Annotated in this window: 14 protein-coding genes; 10 read left to right on the plus strand and 4 right to left on the minus strand. The window is 61.3% G+C overall.

Going from position 1 to position 17,602, the window contains the following annotated elements:
* Positions 1 to 16 precede the first annotated feature (16 nt).
* From gmd to ACO06J_RS09470, 10 genes are all read left to right on the plus strand, one after another.
* Complete coding sequence (gene gmd / locus ACO06J_RS09425; RefSeq protein ID WP_421760444.1) at positions 17 to 1,081, plus strand: GDP-mannose 4,6-dehydratase; 1,065 nt, start codon at positions 17 to 19, stop codon at positions 1,079 to 1,081.
* Complete coding sequence (gene fcl / locus ACO06J_RS09430; protein ID WP_421760445.1) at positions 1,081 to 2,028, plus strand: GDP-L-fucose synthase; 948 nt, start codon at positions 1,081 to 1,083, stop codon at positions 2,026 to 2,028. The genes gmd and fcl overlap by 1 nt, the downstream gene beginning before the upstream one ends.
* Complete coding sequence (locus tag ACO06J_RS09435) at positions 2,025 to 3,284, plus strand: WcaI family glycosyltransferase (protein ID WP_421760446.1); 1,260 nt, start codon at positions 2,025 to 2,027, stop codon at positions 3,282 to 3,284. Before fcl ends, ACO06J_RS09435 begins: the two co-directional genes overlap by 4 nt.
* Positions 3,285 to 3,362: 78 nt before the next feature.
* Positions 3,363 to 4,664 (plus strand): hypothetical protein, encoded by a 1,302-nt coding sequence (locus tag ACO06J_RS09440; protein ID WP_421760447.1) that lies wholly within the window; start codon positions 3,363 to 3,365, stop codon positions 4,662 to 4,664.
* Between the two features lie 208 nt (positions 4,665 to 4,872).
* The gene (locus tag ACO06J_RS09445; RefSeq protein WP_421760448.1) at positions 4,873 to 6,000 is read left to right on the plus strand and encodes a hypothetical protein; all 1,128 of its coding nucleotides are present in this window, start codon (positions 4,873 to 4,875) and stop codon (positions 5,998 to 6,000) included.
* Positions 6,001 to 7,101 carry a glycosyltransferase gene (locus ACO06J_RS09450; RefSeq protein ID WP_421760449.1) on the plus strand — a complete coding sequence of 367 codons (1,101 nt, stop codon included), beginning with the start codon at positions 6,001 to 6,003 and terminating at the stop codon, positions 7,099 to 7,101.
* A 533-nt stretch (positions 7,102 to 7,634) separates the two neighbouring features.
* A complete protein-coding gene (locus tag ACO06J_RS09455; protein ID WP_421760450.1) occupies positions 7,635 to 8,726 on the plus strand; it encodes a glycosyltransferase in 1,092 nt (363 codons plus the stop codon).
* An 18-nt stretch (positions 8,727 to 8,744) separates the two neighbouring features.
* Complete coding sequence (locus ACO06J_RS09460) at positions 8,745 to 9,320, plus strand: putative colanic acid biosynthesis acetyltransferase (RefSeq protein WP_421760451.1); 576 nt, start codon at positions 8,745 to 8,747, stop codon at positions 9,318 to 9,320.
* Positions 9,321 to 9,324: 4 nt separating this feature from the next.
* Entirely contained in the window at positions 9,325 to 10,242 is a 918-nt protein-coding gene (locus ACO06J_RS09465) for a glycosyltransferase family 2 protein (protein WP_421760452.1), read from the plus strand.
* Positions 10,243 to 10,270: 28 nt separating this feature from the next.
* Positions 10,271 to 11,239 carry a UDP-glucuronic acid decarboxylase family protein gene (locus ACO06J_RS09470; RefSeq protein WP_421760453.1) on the plus strand — a complete coding sequence of 323 codons (969 nt, stop codon included), beginning with the start codon at positions 10,271 to 10,273 and terminating at the stop codon, positions 11,237 to 11,239.
* Between the two features lie 19 nt (positions 11,240 to 11,258).
* Here ACO06J_RS09470 and ACO06J_RS09475 read toward each other — a convergent pair whose 3' ends face one another.
* From ACO06J_RS09475 to ACO06J_RS09490, 4 genes are all read right to left on the minus strand, one after another.
* A complete protein-coding gene (locus tag ACO06J_RS09475; RefSeq protein WP_421760454.1) occupies positions 11,259 to 13,505 on the minus strand; it encodes an SGNH/GDSL hydrolase family protein in 2,247 nt (748 codons plus the stop codon).
* A gap of 58 nt (positions 13,506 to 13,563) precedes the next feature.
* Positions 13,564 to 13,827 carry a spike base protein, RCAP_Rcc01079 family gene (locus ACO06J_RS09480; protein ID WP_421760455.1) on the minus strand — a complete coding sequence of 88 codons (264 nt, stop codon included), beginning with the start codon at positions 13,825 to 13,827 and terminating at the stop codon, positions 13,564 to 13,566.
* A gap of 77 nt (positions 13,828 to 13,904) precedes the next feature.
* Positions 13,905 to 15,338, minus strand: a complete 1,434-nt coding sequence (locus ACO06J_RS09485; protein WP_421760456.1) for a mannose-1-phosphate guanylyltransferase/mannose-6-phosphate isomerase — start codon at positions 15,336 to 15,338, stop codon at positions 13,905 to 13,907.
* A gap of 73 nt (positions 15,339 to 15,411) precedes the next feature.
* Positions 15,412 to 17,556, minus strand: coding sequence for a Wzz/FepE/Etk N-terminal domain-containing protein (locus ACO06J_RS09490; protein WP_421760457.1), 2,145 nt, complete (start codon positions 17,554 to 17,556; stop codon positions 15,412 to 15,414).
* Positions 17,557 to 17,602: the final 46 nt, after the last annotated feature.

Genomic DNA, 17,602 nt, shown 5'->3' on the forward strand with positions numbered 1-17,602 from the left:
TGAGTAGAGGGTATCCGTGGATAGAAAAGTTGCACTCGTTACCGGTATCACCGGGCAAGACGGGGCGTATTTGGCGCGGCTTCTTCTCGGGAAGGGCTACGAGGTTCATGGCATAAAGCGCAGGTCCTCGTCGTTTAACACCGGGCGTATTGAGGACATTTATCAGGATCCTCACGAGCCGGATCCGAGATTGGTGCTTCACCACGGCGATATGACCGACGCAACTAACCTGATCCGCATCGTGCAGGAAGTGCAGCCGGACGAAATCTACAACCTTGCCGCGCAGAGCCACGTGCAGGTCAGCTTCGAGACGCCCGAGTATACCGCCAACGCCGACGCTATCGGTACTTTGCGGCTGCTCGAAGCGATGAGGATCCTGAAGCTCGAGCAAAAAACCCGCTTCTACCAGGCATCGACTTCGGAGCTTTACGGGTTGGTGCAGGAAGTCCCACAGAAGGAGACGACCCCCTTCTACCCACGCTCGCCATATGCTGCCGCCAAACTCTACGCCTACTGGATTGTGGTGAACTACCGCGAGGCCTATGGGATGTATTGCTGCAACGGCATCCTTTTCAATCACGAGAGCCCGTTGCGGGGCGAGACTTTCGTCACTCGTAAGATCACACGGGCCGCGGCGGCTATCCGCCTGGGCAAGCAGGATAAGCTGTTTCTGGGTAACCTGGACGCACGGCGCGACTGGGGCCACGCCGAGGAATATGTGCGCGGCATGTGGATGATGCTGCAGCAGGATCAGCCAGAAGACTTCGTGCTCGCGACCGGCGAGACGACGCCGGTTCGCTCGTTCGTCGAGTGGGCATTCTCTGATGTTGGCGTAACGCTTGAATGGCGCGGCTCCGGGGTTGACGAAAAGGGCTACGATCAGCGCACGGGGCAGTGCCTCGTTGAGGTTGATAAGCGCTACTTCCGGCCAACGGAGGTGGATCTCCTGATCGGCGACCCGACGAAGGCACACACCAAGCTCGGCTGGCGACACGAGAAATCGGCTCGGGAAATCGCCCGCGAAATGGTGAGCGAAGACCTCAAGCTGATGATGACGGCGTCCGTTCTGAAGGAGGTGTGATGTACGCCCTGCCCGGCAAGCGCATCTGGATCGCTGGCCACACCGGAATGGTGGGCAGCGCCGTGCTGCGCCGACTTGCTGGCGAAGGGTGTACATTGCTGACGACGACGCGTGCCGAGGTTGACCTGACGCGGCAGGTCGATGTGGAGCGGTTCGTCAAGGACGCGCGACCCGATGCGATCGTGCTGGCAGCGGCCAAGGTTGGCGGCATTGTTGCGAACGACACCTACCCCGCAGACTTTCTGTTCGACAATTTGGTGATTGAAACCAATGTGTTCGGAGCGGCGCATGCCAACGATGTGGGGCGCCTGCTGTTCCTGGGATCGAGCTGCATCTACCCGCGGTTGGCGGAGCAGCCGATTGCGGAGGATTCCCTGCTGACAGGCCCGCTGGAGCCGACGAACGAGTGGTACGCGGTCGCCAAGATCGCAGGTATCAAGCTCGCCGAGGCGTATCGTCGGCAGCATGGGCGCGACTACATTTCTGCAATGCCGACAAACCTTTATGGCCCGGGCGACAATTTCGACCTCAAGTCGAGCCATGTCATGCCGGCACTTATCCGCAAGGCGCATGAGGCCAAGATGCGCAACGAAGCGACGCTGACCATGTGGGGCACGGGGACGCCGCGTCGGGAGTTTCTGCATGTGGATGACTGCGCCGACGCGTTGGTGTTCCTGCTGCAGAATTACTCGGCGGCACAACATGTTAACGTCGGATCAGGCAATGACCTCAGCATCCTCGAGTTAACGCAACTGGTGTGCGAGACGGTGGGGTTTCGGGGCGAAATCGTACACGACCTCAGCAAGCCAGATGGCACCCCGCGGAAACTGATGAGCGCAGACAAGCTGAGGGGCATGGGCTGGGCACCGCGCGTGGCGCTAGCAGACGGAATTGCAGAGACTTACAGGTGGTTCCTTGAGCATGACGCGAAGGGGAAAGCGGCATGAGGGTCCTTATCGTCGGTCTCAACTATGCACCTGAACGGGTCGGCATTGCCGTCTATACGACCGGCATGGCCGAGGCTTTAGCGGCCAAGGGGCACGAAGTTCGGGTGGTGGCGGGGCAGCCCTATTATCCGGCTTGGCGGATTATGGATGGGCACAACGCCTGGAGCCTGACGCAGACGGACGAGAATGGCGTGTCGGTGACGCGCGTGCCGCACTACATTCCGGCGGTGCCAACGGGACGTAAGCGCCTGACACATCACGTTAGTTTCGCCGCGGCAGCCCTTCTGCCGGCGCTATGGAATGCCCTGTTCTGGCGGCCGGATGTGGTGATGACCGTAGCCCCGTCGCTGATTGCGGCACCGGTGGCAAGAGCCGCGACGTTCGTCGCCGGCGCCAGGAGCTGGCTGCATATACAGGACTTCGAAGTCGAGGCATCGTTCGCGACTAAGCTGCTGAAAGACGGTGGAAGTCTGGCGAAAGTCGCGTTGAAGTTTGAGGCGGCGGTGCTGAGGAGCTTTGATCGGGTGAGCGCGATTTCGCCTGAGATGTGCCGGCGGCTGATCGACAAGGGCGTACCGAGCGACAAGGTGGTGGAATTCCGCAACTGGGCTGATGTCGACGCGATCCGTCCGATGTCGGTACCATCGCCCTATCGGGCGGAGTGGAAGATCGCGACCGAGCAGGTGGCGCTCTATTCCGGCAACATTGCGAACAAGCAGGGCATCGAGATCGTTCTGGATGCGGCGCGGAAGCTAAGGCACCGGAAAGACTTGACTTTTGTGGTGTGCGGCGAAGGCCCAAACCGGCAGCGGCTGGAGGATTTGGCGGCGGGACTGAGCAATATCAAGTTCCACGACCTGCAGCCCAAGGAGCGGCTGAACGAGCTGATGGGCCTCGCCACGATCCACCTTCTGCCCCAGATGGCGGGCGCGGCGGACCTGGTGCTGCCCAGCAAGCTGACGAACATGCTGGCCTCTGGCCGGCCCGTGGTGGCCACTGCAGCCGCGGGTACCGGGTTGGCGCGCGAGGTCGAGGGGTGCGGCATGGTGGTTACGCCCGGCGATGCGGACGCGTTCGCAGACGGCATCGAGCGGCTGATCGACGATCAGTCAGCGTGGGCCGAAGCCGCGCGGGCGGCGCGAGCGCGGGCTGAGGATTGGTGGGCGAAGGACAAGGTGCTGGGCCGGATGGAGGCAGCGTTGCGCTCGCCGACGCTGCCATATGCTGCCGTTGCCACAAAAGTACCACTGGAATGAACGGATTATGAGCGGGGTCGGCCTGCTCGCCCGTTCGGGTCCTTCGATCGTTGTCGGCACCTCGCGAGGGGATAGCTGATGGAGCGGGAGGTGGCATCAGAGGTGACCGTGTCCGGCACGGTGCCCCCGAGCCAGACGCGCGCGCGCAAGCTGGTGAATCTCGGCCTGCTGATCGGCAGTTTTGGGGCTGGGCAAGGTGCGATCTTTCTCGTCCAGACGCTGTTGGTTTCGTACGGCCATCTCGAGCTGCTGGCGACGTTCGGCACGCTGTTCTCGTTTGCGATCCTGGCGGTGCTGCTGATCGATTTCGGCGTGCAGACAATCCTGGCGCGGGAAACGGCTGCGGCGGTTGCAGGTGATCGAGACGAGGTGATCTGGACGGCATACGGGCGGGCGACTGTCGTGCGCCTGTGCGCGGGTCTGGTGGCGGTGGTGGGGGCGGCGATCTTCCTCGTGAGCTCGGATGACGCGTTTGCGCGCAGCTATGTCATCTGGGCGCTGCCGGTTGCGGCGATCTGGCCGTTCAATGCGGCTGGTATTCTCGATGGGCTGCGGATGAGTGGGGTCGCGGGCGTGGTGGGCGCCCTGCCCTATGTGCTTTCGGCGGGCAGCCTCGCAATTGCGATGAACCTTGGCCGCGCGGATGGCGGGGCGCTGCTTGGCGGGGCGCTGACGCTCGGCTACGCGATCTCGGTTGTGGCGCAGCTGGTCGCGGTTGGGATGGCCGGGCACCGGGTGCGATGGGTGAAGCCCAACCGGGCGGGCGTGCTCGGCGCGGCACGGGATGGCGCGGGCGCGTTTTTCACCATGCTTCCCGGGCAGTTGTATTTCAGGTTTCAGTTGCTGCTGGCGACCCTGTTCCTCGGGACGCATGGCACGGCGCTGTTCTTGTATTCCAAGCAGATCGCCACGGCCTTTGCGCAACTGATTGCGTTTCTGCGACGCATCGAGTTTCCTGATCTGGTGGTCCGGCTGACGTCCACGAAGGGCAGCCTCGTCCGCGAGACGTTCTCGTCACAACGGGTGGGGACCTGGGTTGGAATTGGCGGTACGCTCATCATGATTGCCGGTGGGCTGATCCTGCAGGGGTGGCTGACGGGAACCCAGGCTGCGGCGGCGATGAGCGCTGCGATCATGGCGCCGACTGTAGTGGCCGGAGCGGTAGCGGCGGCGGCCGTACAGGGCCTGCAGGCGATAAGGCGGTTCCATACCGCCGCCCTGGCCATGACGGTGGCGACGGCCTGTGCGGCGGCGGTCAACGCCTGCGTTGGCCTCGTGCCGGCGCTGGCAGTGTTTATGCTCGCGGATGTGATTGTCAGCGTTGTCGCGACGGCGATATGCTTGCTCGTCTTGAAACGCGTCGAGGGGCCGGATCGATGAGCGCTGTCCGCTGGACGTCTCCAGGCGTCAGGACTGGCGAAGCAACTGGTCACTCGTCATGATCTACTATTTGCTTATAACTATGCTGTCCGCCTTGATAGCAGTCGCACCTTCCAGATCTAGCCCGCTGGGACGCGGACTCGCGTTTCTGACAGCAGTCGCGGGGTGGCTCTATTACTCTGCTCTTAGTGAGGGAGGCCCATCCAACATGATGGGTGCTCTACGTAATTTCGTGCAGCTCAGCGATAGCCCGTTTTCGGCGGAAGGCGTAAGTTTTGCAATGAGCTTGATCGTTGTCTTGGCCGCTTCCAGACCAACAACAATTTCATTCGACCCAACCGGCATTGTGTCGTTGCCTAAGTGGCTTTTGTATCTGTTTGTTTTCTTCTGTACTGCCCTTAGTTTCTATACCGTCGCCGTGGTTGGAATAGATCAGCTGATATCCTATACCGGCTACGGGTCGATCAAAGGCGGCGAGGGTGAGGCGGCCAACGCAAGCAGAATCGTCGGCAGCATGCTGCGACTATCAACTGTGGTACTCATTCCCATTGCCCTGACCCACCTGCTGGTTGGTCGGAATGCGTTCTTCTTGGCAGCCCTTCCAGCAATCCTAACGGCGATCGTAGTGGGCTTTTCTGAAGCGAGTCGGATCACGGCCATATATTTCGCTATCGCCGCAATCAGCGCCATGCTCTTGAGGCGCAAGGTCCTGACGCTCTGCGCAATCGCCCTCACCATCTTTTCGGTTGGCTATTCGCTGGAAGCGCGCAGCCACAACACCCTTGGCCTCCAATACCTCGCGGAGTACGCAGGCAAGTCGTTTGAGACAACCGATCTGCTGCTCGACGTAGCCTACAATGTGGCCGCATGGCCGTTCGTTACCGCAGCCGTGGCCCGATCAGGCAGTCCAGATAAGTACACCGAACTGTACAAGGTGCTATCCTTCCTCCCTACGGTCGACGCAATTGATGGCTTTCAGGCGGAAAAGCTGACGTCCGAGCAGCGGATCCTGGCCTTTGTCCCCTTCAACTCCTTCGGGGAAGCATGGCTTTTCGGCCCCGTCTACTTCTGCGCCTTTTGGTTCGTTCTTGTTCTCGCGGCATATCTCGCTGCCAGATCTTCAAAATACGGCGGGGTGTGGACAATCTTCATGAGCGGACTCTTTATTGTTGGCTGGGTGTTTGCCTCTCAGTATCCTATTCGCAATAGCCTGCGCTATTTCTACCTTATTATTTTGGTCTACAGCCTTATACCAACACTATCGACTCTCTACATGAGACGTAAATCTCGTTTTATTAATGATGTTAACGATGTCGCGACTGGAGCGGAAAACTAAATGGACATTGATTTTGTAGTTGGGTCCGTTACGCGATCTGCCGGCGGGCTATACTATTCTGTATCTGGGCTTGCTAAGTCGCTATCGAGTGCTGGCGTTCGCGTTCGTGTCATAGGCCCGGCCGACCAATTCCATGAGGCTGACCGCCACATGTGGAATGGCCTCGATCTTGCAACCTATCAGGCAGGCAACTACGGCCTGGCCTGGGCTGGCGTGAACGCGATGCTCAGCAGTAAGGCTGATGTGGTGCATGTTCACGGTGCATGGAATGCTGTCTCAGTCTATGGCCGCATAGCCGGCCTCAAGGGGATACCTGTCGTTGTATCGCCACATGGTATGGTCGACCCTTGGATTTTGAAACGGCGGCGGGTGCTTAAGTCTATCCACGCGGCGCTGTTTGAGCGCCACCTGGTAGGGCGAACCAACCTACACGCCCTAAATATTGCCGAGCTGGACGCCTGCCGAAGCTTTCTCGGTCGGCAGGAGCGCAGCTCGCTAATACTTCCAAACGGCATCACCTTTGTGGATTCAGCGGCTGGCCCTCAACGCTCAGGGGCATTGTACCTAGGCCGACTGCACCCCAAGAAACAGGTGCTCGAGCTGATGACAACGTGGGCTGCCTCGAGCGCCCTGCAGAACGAAGTCCTCACGGTGGCGGGCTGGGGAGACCCTGAGTACGAAGCAAACGTCAGATCGCTGGCGCAGCGTCACCAGAACCTCAAGTTTATCGGATCGCTTTATGGACCCGAAAAGCACCAGGCATTTCGCTCGGCTAAAGCGCTTCTGCTGCCCTCCCTCAGCGAGGGGCTGCCTATGGCGGTACTTGAAGCGTTGCAGTTTGGGTGTGTACCGATCATAACGGACTACTGCAACTTGCCTGAGCTTTTTGCAGCCGGCGTCGCAAGACGGATTTCCACGGATCTATCTGACGTGGCAGCGGTCACCAGTGGAGTGCTCCAACTCCCGGACAACCAGCTCACTGAACTGAGCGAAAAGGTGAAGGCGTACTCCACCCGCTTTCTTTGGCCCCAGATCGCTCAGGACATGATCGTGTACTACCAGAAAGTTCTCGAGGGAGAGAGGCCTGTAGCCGCCGCTTAGCCCTATGTTTTGACCCCACCAAGCTGGCCCTGCCCCACGAACGGCGGTTTGAAACTCCTCCAGATGGGTCCGTGAGCCATCTAGAGAACACCGATGTTCGCCTGCCTAGTTGGGGCCTATCGGTCTGCGTTGGCTGCCGGTCAGGTGCAGCTCTGGCGTATACACTTGCCATAGCATCAGGCTACCGATGCAAACCTCCCGACGTACGATCACCATGAATGATTGTCCGAGCGGCAGTCATTAAAGGTGAACAAAATATTACACCAAAAATGGAGGATACGATCTGGCGATGCAGAGCTGGTTAGAACTGGCACTCCGCATGCCGGTCGACTGCTCCCGTAATTAACCAGATCGCACCAATTCCGGCTCGAATCTTCCCCTATTTACTTGATATCTTGCACATAAGTACGTATACGTATCCATATTGTGCGCGATAAGTTGGTCTCAGTATTTTTCTGCTGGTTGCTTTTTGCTGCATAACTGAGCCGGCGTTGGGGCTGGCAGGGTAGTATCGGCAGCGTGCTGGGAAATTCATGAAGATAGCCCACTTCATTGCGATGGTCACACGTACTGCCGGCGGCGTTTTTGGTGCAGCTTCCGGACTGACAGTTTCGTTGAAGGATTCTGGTGCCGACGTCATGGTGTTTGGCGGTGCTGACGAACACTTGGCAGAGGATGCTTCAGCATGGGGGAACGTGAAAGTTCAGAGTTTCCCTGCACACGGCGGCTACGGCTTTAATCCTAGCGTGATGGCCGCCATACAAAAATACAAACCCGACCTGCTTCATATTCACGGAATATGGGGCGCTGGGTCACTCTACGGGCGCGTTGCGTCCATTGTCGGAATACCGACGGTCGTTTCCCCCCATGGAATGCTTGACCCCTGGATCCTGGCAAGAAGAAGCCACCTTAAAGCTGTTCACGGAGCGCTGTTTGAGCGGCCCTTGATGCGCAGCGGGCACATACATGTCCTGAGCGAGGCAGAGCGCCAAGCGACGGTAGCGTACTTGCCAGAGACCGAAGCCCGGACCTTCACCATACCCAATGGAACCATTGAGGCCGCCCCGGTCGCAGGTCGGCGAGAGCAGAGCGTGCTCTATCTAGGGCGGCTTCATCCCAAGAAGCAGACACTGGGACTCGCAAAGTCCTGGGCCGACGACGATCGCCTCCAACACCTGCCGCTGGTCATCGCTGGCTGGGGTGATCAAGGGTATGAGACTGGTATCCGGTCGGCCATTGGGACCGCAAAGAACGTCTCTTTTGTGGGATCACTGTACGGCGAGGCAAAAGCCGATGCTTTCAGCCGTGCGCGATTTTTCGTTCTTCCATCACTCAGCGAAGGCCTGCCGATGGCGGTTCTGGAGGCGCTGCAGTACGGTTGTATCCCCGTCATCACCGAGCAATGTAACCTGCCAGAACTGTTTGACGACCAGATTGCGATACGCATTTCTGCTGATTTCAGCGATCTTCACGCTACTTTCGCTAATTTGTCACGACTGGGTGACCAAAAGCTGGAGACAATGTCGCTGAATGCCCGCATATATTCCAAACGGTATCTGTGGTCCTCAGTGGCCCAACGCATGATCGAGCGATACGATAGAATCCTCGCAGTTAATCCAAGCTGAGGCGAACACCCCCTGAAGATGTCGGGCCATATCTATATCCGCGACGCATCGCAGCATGACCCGTTTTCGGGCGCTGCAACGTTCACGTTGAGGCATAGGTTGGTGCGGGCGCTGTGGCAGGGGGTGTGGGGGATTTTCGCCTCGTGGACGCCGCCGCCGCTTCGGCCTTGGCGCGTCTGGCTGTTGCGGGCGTTTGGGGCGCAGGTGGATGCGCGGGCGAATGTTTATGGCAGCGCGAGGATCTGGTACCCGGCAAACCTGACGATGGCGCCCTATGCGGCGCTGGGGCCGCACGCCAATTGCTACAACATGGCGCCGATTTCGATCGGAGAGCGCGCGGTGATTTCGCAGGGTGCACATCTATGTGCGGGAACGCACCTCATCGACGAGCCCAGCTTTCAGCTGGTGGCAAAGCCGATAATGATCGGGGCGCGCGCGTGGGTGGCGGCAGAGGCCTTTGTGGGACCGGGCGTAACCATCGGCGAGGGCGCGGTCCTTGGTGCACGGGGCGTGACAGTGAAAGATCTGGCGCCGTGGACCGTTTACGCTGGCAACCCGGCGAGGTTAATCCGTACACGCAGACAGGGTGGCTAACGTAGTGTCCGCATCTATCGCCGTCCTGATCCTGACCCACAACGAGGCGATCCATATCGGGCGGTGCCTGCGGGCGCTCGAGGGGGTGGTGCAGGAGGTGTATCTGGTCGATTCAGGATCGACCGATGGTACCGTGGCGATCGCCGAAGGGTTGGGAGCCAAGGTTCTGCACCGCAAGTGGAAGAACTATGCCGACCAGTTTCAGTGGGGGCTGGACAACATGGCCACCGAGGCCGCCTGGATCATGCGGCTGGATGCGGATGAGGTGATTGAGCCTGATCTTGCGGCGCGGATCGTCGCCGAATTGCCCTTGCTGCCGGCGGATGTAGTGGGGGTGAATATCGACCGCAAGCACATCTTCATGGATCGCTGGGTGCGGCATGGTGGGCGGTATCCGCTGACGCTGCTGCGCATTTTCCGGCGGGGGCATGGGCGGATCGAACAGCGGTGGATGGACGAGCACATTCTGGTGGAGGGTGGCCGGACGGTGCATTTTGCCGGCGGGTTTGCCGACCACAACCTCAACGACCTGACGTTCTTCACCGACAAGCACAACAAGTACGCGACGCGCGAGGCGATCGACGTGCTGAACCAGCGGCTGGGGCTGTTTGCGCGCGATGTGGAGCTGGAGACGGACAGCGTATCGCGGCAGGCGGCGCTGAAACGGTGGATCAAGGAGAAGGTGTATAACCGGATCCCGTTCACGGTTTCGAGCCTTCTTTATTTCCTGTTCCGCTACATCTTCCAGCTCGGATTTCTGGACGGGCGCGAGGGGCTGATCTATCACTTTCTGCAAGGGTACTGGTATCGGTTCCTGGTGGGCGCCAAGCTGATGGAACTGGAGCGCGGCATTGCCGGGATGAGTGACAAGCAGGCCATCATTGCCCGTATTGAAGAGATGACTGGGCACAAGCTCGGCTGAGGGTCTGCCCCCGCCGATGGGAGCAGATATGCGCAAAGACAACATCATGCCAAAGCGCATCCTCGTGACCGGGGGGGCAGGGTTTATTGGGTCGCACCTGTGCCGGAAGTTGCTGGAGCGGGGGGACGAAGTGCTGTGCGTGGACAACTTCTTCACCGGCACGCGCAGCAATATCGAAGAGCTGGTGGGCAACAGGCGGTTCGAGCTGATGCGCCACGATGTGACGTTTCCGCTCTATGTGGAAGTAGACGAGATCTACAACCTCGCCTGCCCGGCCTCGCCGGTGCACTACCAGTTTGACCCGGTCCAGACGACCAAGACCAGCGTCGTGGGGGCGATCAACATGCTGGGGCTGGCCAAGCGGCTGAAGGTGCCGGTGTTCCAGGCCTCGACCTCGGAAGTTTATGGCGACCCGCATGTGCACCCGCAGACCGAGGAATATTGGGGGAACGTCAACCCGATCGGCATCCGCTCGTGCTACGACGAGGGCAAGCGCTGCGCCGAGACGCTGTTTTTCGATTATCGGCGGCAGCATGGGCTCGACATCAAGGTGGTGCGGATCTTCAACACCTATGGCCCGCGCATGCACCCCAGCGATGGGCGCGTGGTCTCGAATTTCATCGTGCAGGCGCTGCGCGGCGAGGACATCACGGTGTTCGGCGCGGGCGACCAGACGCGCTCGTTCTGCTATGTGGACGACCTGGTCGAGGGCTTCATGAAAATGATGGCGACGCCGGGCGAGGTGACGGGGCCGATCAACCTCGGTAACCCGAACGAGTTCACCATCCGGGAACTGGCCGAGTTGGTGATCGAGATCACCGGCAGCGGCTCAAAGATCGTCACGCGCCCCCTGCCCCAGGATGACCCGAAGCAGCGCAAACCCAATATCGAGAAGGCGCAGCAGACCCTCGGCTGGGAGCCGAAGGTGCAACTGCGCGAGGGGCTGGAGAAGACGATCGCCTATTTCGATGGGCTGTTGAAGGGCGTGGCGGCCTAGGCTGGAAGCGATCCGGCCATCACCACCCTTTCGCGTCGTTCGCGGCTTTGAACGTGGCGGCGACGATGGCGTAACCGGCGTCGTTGAGATGGATGCCGTCGGAGCGGAGGGAGCGCGGGATGTAGCCGGCCGCGAGATCGGCCAGGTCATTGGCGGAGCCGTTGTTGGCGGCGCGAAGGGCGGTGTAGACATCGACGAAGCGTGAGCCGTAGGTAGCGGCGAGTGTGGTGTTACGGGTCTGGATCGCGGCGATGCCGCCGGCGTCGTCGCCCGAACCGGTCAGGATCGCGCCCACCAGGTAGCGGGTATGGCCGAGAGTGGCGACGGCCGCCGCGATATCGCCCTCGACGGTGTATCCGCTCTGTGCGCCATTGCGGCCCAGCCAGAACCACTGGACGCGGTTGCGGGTGCGGATGGCGAGTTCGGGGAGAAATGCTGAGCCCGCAGGGCAAGCGGTGACGGCACCCGGTGTGGCGCGAGTGAACGTCCAGTTGCCGGCGGCATCGGTCGACATGGTGCCGTAGACTCCGGCGAGCCAGCCCATCTGCACGCCGTAGAAGTTGCCGGAACCGAACAGGACGTTGATGGTCTTGCCGGTAACAGCGACGCCGCCCGCTGCAGGGATCTGGTTGGCGGCTACGGTGCAGGCGATGGGCTGGGCACCCATGCGGGCGGCAATCTGGGTTGAGGTCTGCCCGCCGATGCCAAGATTGAGGATGCTGCGCTCGGCGGTGTAGGCCTTCGCAGCGACGGTGGGGTAGTTGGCCGCTTCGGTCGTGGCGTTGGCACCGGCGGTGAGGCTATCGCCCCAGGCGACGATGGAGGTGGCGTCGGCCTGCTGCTCGTAGAACTCGGCCTCGCTCCAAGGCGTGGGGAACAGCGTGAGGCGACCCAAGGTGCCATCGAAGGTCGCGCCCGGGGCGTTCTGGCGCTTGAGGTAGAGCTTGGCGAGGCCCGGCAGATCACCGGCATTGTCCGCCGCTATGGGGCCACCAAGCAAAGAGGCGCGGAAATCGTTGGCCTTGACCGAGAGCAGCGCCCGGAAGGGGGTGAGCGGGGCGACAATGCCGAGGTCGAGGTTGGCGACGTCGGTGCCGATGTTGGTGACGAGCAGGCGAAGGTGACTGCTGGCATCCCACTCGAGCCGGATGCGGTTGCGTTCGTGGCCGACAAAACCAGTGTCGAGACCGCCGCAACTGGCCTCGAAGATGGTCTTGCTGCCGGATGGCGTGGCAGGGGTCATGCCGGAGACGATGGCCGCAAACCCTGCCTGGTTGAAGCCGGTGAAGGGCAGGACTTCCTTGACCGAGGCGTCGTCGAACTCGGCGGTGCCGCTAGAGGGGTTGGCGACGAAGCGGCCGCCGACATTCATGGTGTCGGCGTCGGCGCTGAAGGTGCTGGCGACCTCGTGGAGCGTCGTCAAGTTGTCGGGAAGGTGGCAGGCAGTGGGGTCAAAGAGCGCTGGGTGGGACGAAATGGTCCATGAGGGGTTCTGCGAGATGGCGCGCTGCTTCCCGCGGAACTGGTAGGCGTGGCCTCTCTGAAGTACCAGGGTCTGCTGGAAGCGCGGGATATTGCCCCCATTGCCGGTGAGGGTCAGTACTCCGCCACTGGTGGCGATCGAGCCGCCGCTGGCGGCGGCCCAGCCCTCAACATAGAGCAGTTTTGGCGCGGTGATGGTCAGTGACTGCCCGGGGCCGGTGGCGATGTCAGCGAAGTGAAAGGTGTTGTCGTAGTGGGACTTTGCGACCGGCGCGCCGATATAGGGACCATTGGCGCTGATGCCGGACGTCGCGACATCACAGAGATCAACGGCAGCGGCGCCGGTCAGCGCCGAAACGGTGCCAATAAAGACCTGATAGGCCCGACCATCGACCATCGAGGCCAGGGGGAAATAAAACCGGCCGGTACTGTTGGTGCTGATGGTGAAGGTACCATCGCCGTTATTGGCAAGGGCGCCGATCACGGCGGCCGCACCGTCATGGGAGAGCAACTGGGTTGCGCCAGAGAAATCGCCGTTGCTGACCATTTCCGCCGCGCCAGGCAGTGCGCGAGGACCGATGGTCACTGCACCGCCGGCTTCTGTGCCACCTACGGCAGCCAGAAACTCATCGAGGGTCGAAAATAGTGTACCGGCCAATGCGAAACGGACGCTTCCGAAATCAGCATCCAGCACGGCGCCACGCCGAGCCCACTGGCGGGTCAAAGGGCCCCATGAGAGGCCGATGCCGAGCCCGATGGCCGCGGCTCCTGCTGCGGCGCCCATCAGCACTGCCCTCCTATGCGGTCGCCAGCCTTGCAAATTGACTCTCCGTTCCTTTGCATCAGTAGAGCCCCACCAGTTGGGACGCACTGGTGCCAGTAGCCTTGACGCGCCGCGCCCGGACCGGAAGCAGCATGCCACCTGCAACACCTGCCAGGGTGACCTGATCTCCCGATGCAAGAACCAGAGACAGATCGCCTCCGGTTCCGACATAGATGGCGCGTGTCTCCGCCGTCAGATCGGTCGCGTCACTGGCGGCAATGGCGAAACCGCGTCGCGCCGGGGCGCTGAGCTGGTCGGCGCGCCCCTGAAAATTCTCGGTCATCTTTTGCTCCAAAATTGTGGAGCATCACTATAGGACCGGCCTGAAAGGCGGGGATAAGTGGGCCTTATCTGACGCTATCAGGCGCGGCCAAACTCGTCCTCAATACGAATAATGTCGTCCTCCCCCAAGTATGATCCAGTTTGTACTTCAATGAGTTCGAGCAAAATCTTGCCGGGATTGGCGAGGCGGTGCACGGAACCGAGCGGCAGGTAGATCGACTGGTTTTCGCTCAGCATCGATACGGTGCCATCGATGGTGACTTCGGCGGTGCCGGAGACGACCACCCAGTGCTCGGCACGATGGTGATGCTTCTGGAGGCTGAGCTTCTTGCCGGGTTTTACGAAGAGCCGCTTCACTTGAAAGCGGTCGCCGCTGAGGACCGAGGAATAGCCGCCCCAAGGGCGGTAGGCGGTCTTGTGGATTTCGGTCAGGCCCAGTGTCGTGGGGCTGGTCTTGAGGTGCTTGACGACCGCGCCGACGCGCTGAGCCTCCGACAGCCGACCGACATAGATGGCATCCTCGGAGGCGATGACGAACACATCATCGAGCCCTTCGATGGCGACATGGGCACGTTCGGTGACCACCAAGGAATTGCGCGAGTTGCCGGCGGTGACACTGCCGACCGTGACGTTGCCCGAGGCGTCCTTGGGGGAGACTTTCCAAACGGCATCCCAGGCGCCGAGATCGGACCAGGAATAGTTCACGGGAACCAGGGCGACCCGCTTTGACTTTTCAAAGATCGCGTAGTCAACCGAGATGCTCGGGGCTTCGGCGAAAGCGGCAGCGTCGAGACGAATGAAATCGAGATCATTGCGTGCTGCTGTTACAGCGCCCCGCGCGGCAGAAGCGGTGGCGGGGCTGAGGGCTTCGACTTCGGCGAGGAAGCTGCTGACGCCGAGCATGAAGGTGCCCGAATTCCAGTAGTAGCCGCCCGTGGCGAGCATCTTTTCGGCGGTGGCGCGATCGGGCTTTTCGACAAAGCGCGCGACTTCCCGCACCCCCTCCGAGAGCTCGCCGGCTGCCTCGATATAGCCGTAGCCGGTTTCTGGCGCGGTGGGGGTGATGCCGAAGGTGACCAGTCGGCCAGAGCGCGCAGCGGCAGCGGCCACCAAGACGCTCCAGTCATAGTTTTCGTCGACCGTTACGGCGTGATCGGACGCAAGGACGTGGATCACCGCATCCTGACCAAACGTCCGGGACACATAGACGGCGGCGGCAGCAATGGCTGCGGCCGTGTTGCGGGCGACGGGCTCAAGAAGGACTGCGGAGGCGGTGACACCGATTTCTAGCGCCTGTTCGGCGACGAGAAACCGGTAGTCGGCGTTCGTTACCACTACCGGGGCGGTGTAACGTGTGCGATCGGCGACGCGTTGCAGGGTCTGCTGGTAGAGCGAAGTTTCGCCGAGCAGCGGCAGGAACTGCTTGGGTCGGGCCGAGCGGGACATGGGCCACAGGCGGGTGCCCTGCCCCCCGGCGAGGATGACAGGTACGATCAGGCTTGAAGTGCTCATTGCAAAGACACCGTGCTTATCCAACTGGTCCCAAAGAATGCCGCGTCAGCGAGCGCGGCAGCGTGTCTGTTACTCAAGCCTCGCCGTAGTAGCCCGCGTATTTTGCGCGGTAGGCGCGCGGATTGGAATCCTGCTGGTTCAGAACCGCGAGAATTGCCGTTTCGGGGCGCTTGGCACCGAGCAACGCGGCAACGGCCGAGCGCACTTCCTGTTGTGGCGTGCTCGACCATTTGACGACGAACACGATCGCATCCGCCATGCTGGCGAGATAGAGGCCATCGACGACCGGGCCAACTGGCGGGGTATCGAGCACGATGACGTCGAAGTTCTTTCGCGCGGCTGCGACGAGGCGCGAGAAGGTTCGTCCCGCAATGAGCTGATCGGTGGCAATGTCGCTGCGGCGCGAACCGAGGATCACCTGGGCGCGGCTGCCGGCATCGATGGTCATGATGGACCTGAGGTCAGCGGAATCGCTATCGGCGACCAGATACTCAAGCAGGCCTTCGGATGCCTCCATGCCCAATTGCCGGTGAATGCTCGGCTTTCTCAGGTCGCAGTCGATAATCAGTGTCGAGAGACCGGACAGCGCGTAGGCGCGGGCGAGCGACAGAGCGGTGGTGGTCTTGCCTTCGCCAGGCGCGGCGGAGGAAACCACGATGACGCGCCCTGCCCCGGTCTCCTCATCGTGAGGCACGCTGCGGCGCGTGGCTTGATCGACGCCAACCCGTACCCTTCGGATCGATTCTGAAAACACCGAGAGCGGCGCCATAATGAGAGCGTCGGCCACGGTGACCATTTCACCGCCGCCGCGCTTAGTTTCCTTGAGGCGCGGAATGGTGGCGGCGACGGGGAGCTTTAGGATGGCTTCGGCCTGCCCATCGGAGGTGAAGCCGCCGAAATAGTTCTCGATCAGCACCGCGATGCCGATGCCAAGCGCGATGCCACCGAGGCCGGCAAGAATGAGGATCAGGCGCGGGTTAGGAAAGGATGGGGCTGCTGGAGTCGTGGCCTCAGCGACCAGCCGTCCGTCGGGCACCTGAAGCGCGGCCTGGGTATCGAGATCGTTCTGCCGGGTGAGCAGCATCTGGTACTGGGCGCGCGCGATGCTGCCGGCCTGCTGGGCGCCGTAAATACTGGTCAAAATGTCAGGTGGCAGATCGCTGCCAAGGACAGACGTTCGCAGCTGGCCACGGAGGGTGGAGACCTGCCCCTGAGACTGCTGCACATCCTGCTGCAGGTTGGACAGCGCGGCGGTCGCCGTGGTTTCGAGGCTGGCCTCAATCGCCTTGAGGCTCGCCTGAAGATCGACCGCAGCCTGGGTGCCTTTTTCCGCCTGATCGAGGCTCGCCACCAGGGCTTCGCGCTGGCGTTCGAGGTTGGCGACAGCCTGATCCTTGAGGCTGGAGGCGACCGAGGCCCAGTCGCGCTGCTTGAGGCTCTGTTCGGCAGTTGCGGCGGCGGACGCTGCATCGGTGCGGAACTGGGCCGCGTCATCGATCTGTCGGCGGAGATCGAGGAGGTCTGTGCGGCCAGTGGACTCGCTGATCCGCGACAGGTTCTGGTCGATCAGGTCGTCGAAAGCACTTTCGGATCGGGCGACATTGGCACTGGCTTCCGACAGGGTCGCCTGGATCTTGTCGCGTGAGGCGAGGGTGGAGGCGATCTTTGCCTCCAGTTGCTGATCGATGTAAGTGCGCGCCGCGGCGTTGGCGAGCTTGGCGGCAAAATCGGCCCGCGCGGAGCGTCCACTGACGGCGATGAGGAAGGTGAGGCCGCGCCGCTGCACGGTGATGGCGTCGCGCAGGTTGGACATCACCGAACGAAGGGCCTCGTCGCCTGACGGCAACTTGGGCTCGGCGATGCGGAAGAACGACAGGAGCATGTCGCGCAGCGCGATGCGCGGACCGAACTCAACGTCGTTGGCGAGATCGAGTTGCCGGGCGACCTCCAGCAGCGTGGTCTCGGACTTCACCAGTTCGACTTCGCTATCCACCCTGAGGGAATCGGAGCTGGAGCCCGCCAATTGGGCATCGGCATCGAGGAGGTTCTTCTTGCTCGGATCGATCAGCACCAGGGCTGTCGCGGTGTAAACTGGCTTCAGAGCAAAGAGCGCCGCTCCGGACAGACCAAGGCAGACCAACGTCGTCAGGACGATCAGCCAGATACGGCGGCGCAGCAACTGGAGGACGCTTCTCAGGTCTATGCTATCTGCGCCCATGTTTTCTTTCCGACTGATCTGACACGACTATTTGGCATTACTTACG

The sequence above is a fragment of the Devosia sp. genome, assembly GCF_965229025.1.
In the GTDB taxonomy this organism is placed as follows: domain Bacteria; phylum Pseudomonadota; class Alphaproteobacteria; order Rhizobiales; family Devosiaceae; genus Devosia_A.

Coding starts and splice junctions, on each gene's coding strand:
- ACO06J_RS09475 (WP_421760454.1), bottom strand. CDS start 13,505: ATGGGCGCCGCAGCAGGAGCCGCGGCCATCGGGCTCGGCATCGGCCTC.
- ACO06J_RS09435 (WP_421760446.1), top strand. CDS start 2,025: ATGAGGGTCCTTATCGTCGGTCTCAACTATGCACCTGAACGGGTCGGC.
- fcl (WP_421760445.1), top strand. CDS start 1,081: ATGTACGCCCTGCCCGGCAAGCGCATCTGGATCGCTGGCCACACCGGA.
- ACO06J_RS09485 (WP_421760456.1), bottom strand. CDS start 15,338: ATGAGCACTTCAAGCCTGATCGTACCTGTCATCCTCGCCGGGGGGCAG.
- ACO06J_RS09455 (WP_421760450.1), top strand. CDS start 7,635: ATGAAGATAGCCCACTTCATTGCGATGGTCACACGTACTGCCGGCGGC.
- ACO06J_RS09445 (WP_421760448.1), top strand. CDS start 4,873: ATGATGGGTGCTCTACGTAATTTCGTGCAGCTCAGCGATAGCCCGTTT.
- ACO06J_RS09480 (WP_421760455.1), bottom strand. CDS start 13,827: ATGACCGAGAATTTTCAGGGGCGCGCCGACCAGCTCAGCGCCCCGGCG.
- ACO06J_RS09460 (WP_421760451.1), top strand. CDS start 8,745: ATGTCGGGCCATATCTATATCCGCGACGCATCGCAGCATGACCCGTTT.
- ACO06J_RS09470 (WP_421760453.1), top strand. CDS start 10,271: ATGCGCAAAGACAACATCATGCCAAAGCGCATCCTCGTGACCGGGGGG.
- ACO06J_RS09450 (WP_421760449.1), top strand. CDS start 6,001: ATGGACATTGATTTTGTAGTTGGGTCCGTTACGCGATCTGCCGGCGGG.
- ACO06J_RS09490 (WP_421760457.1), bottom strand. CDS start 17,556: ATGGGCGCAGATAGCATAGACCTGAGAAGCGTCCTCCAGTTGCTGCGC.
- ACO06J_RS09440 (WP_421760447.1), top strand. CDS start 3,363: ATGGAGCGGGAGGTGGCATCAGAGGTGACCGTGTCCGGCACGGTGCCC.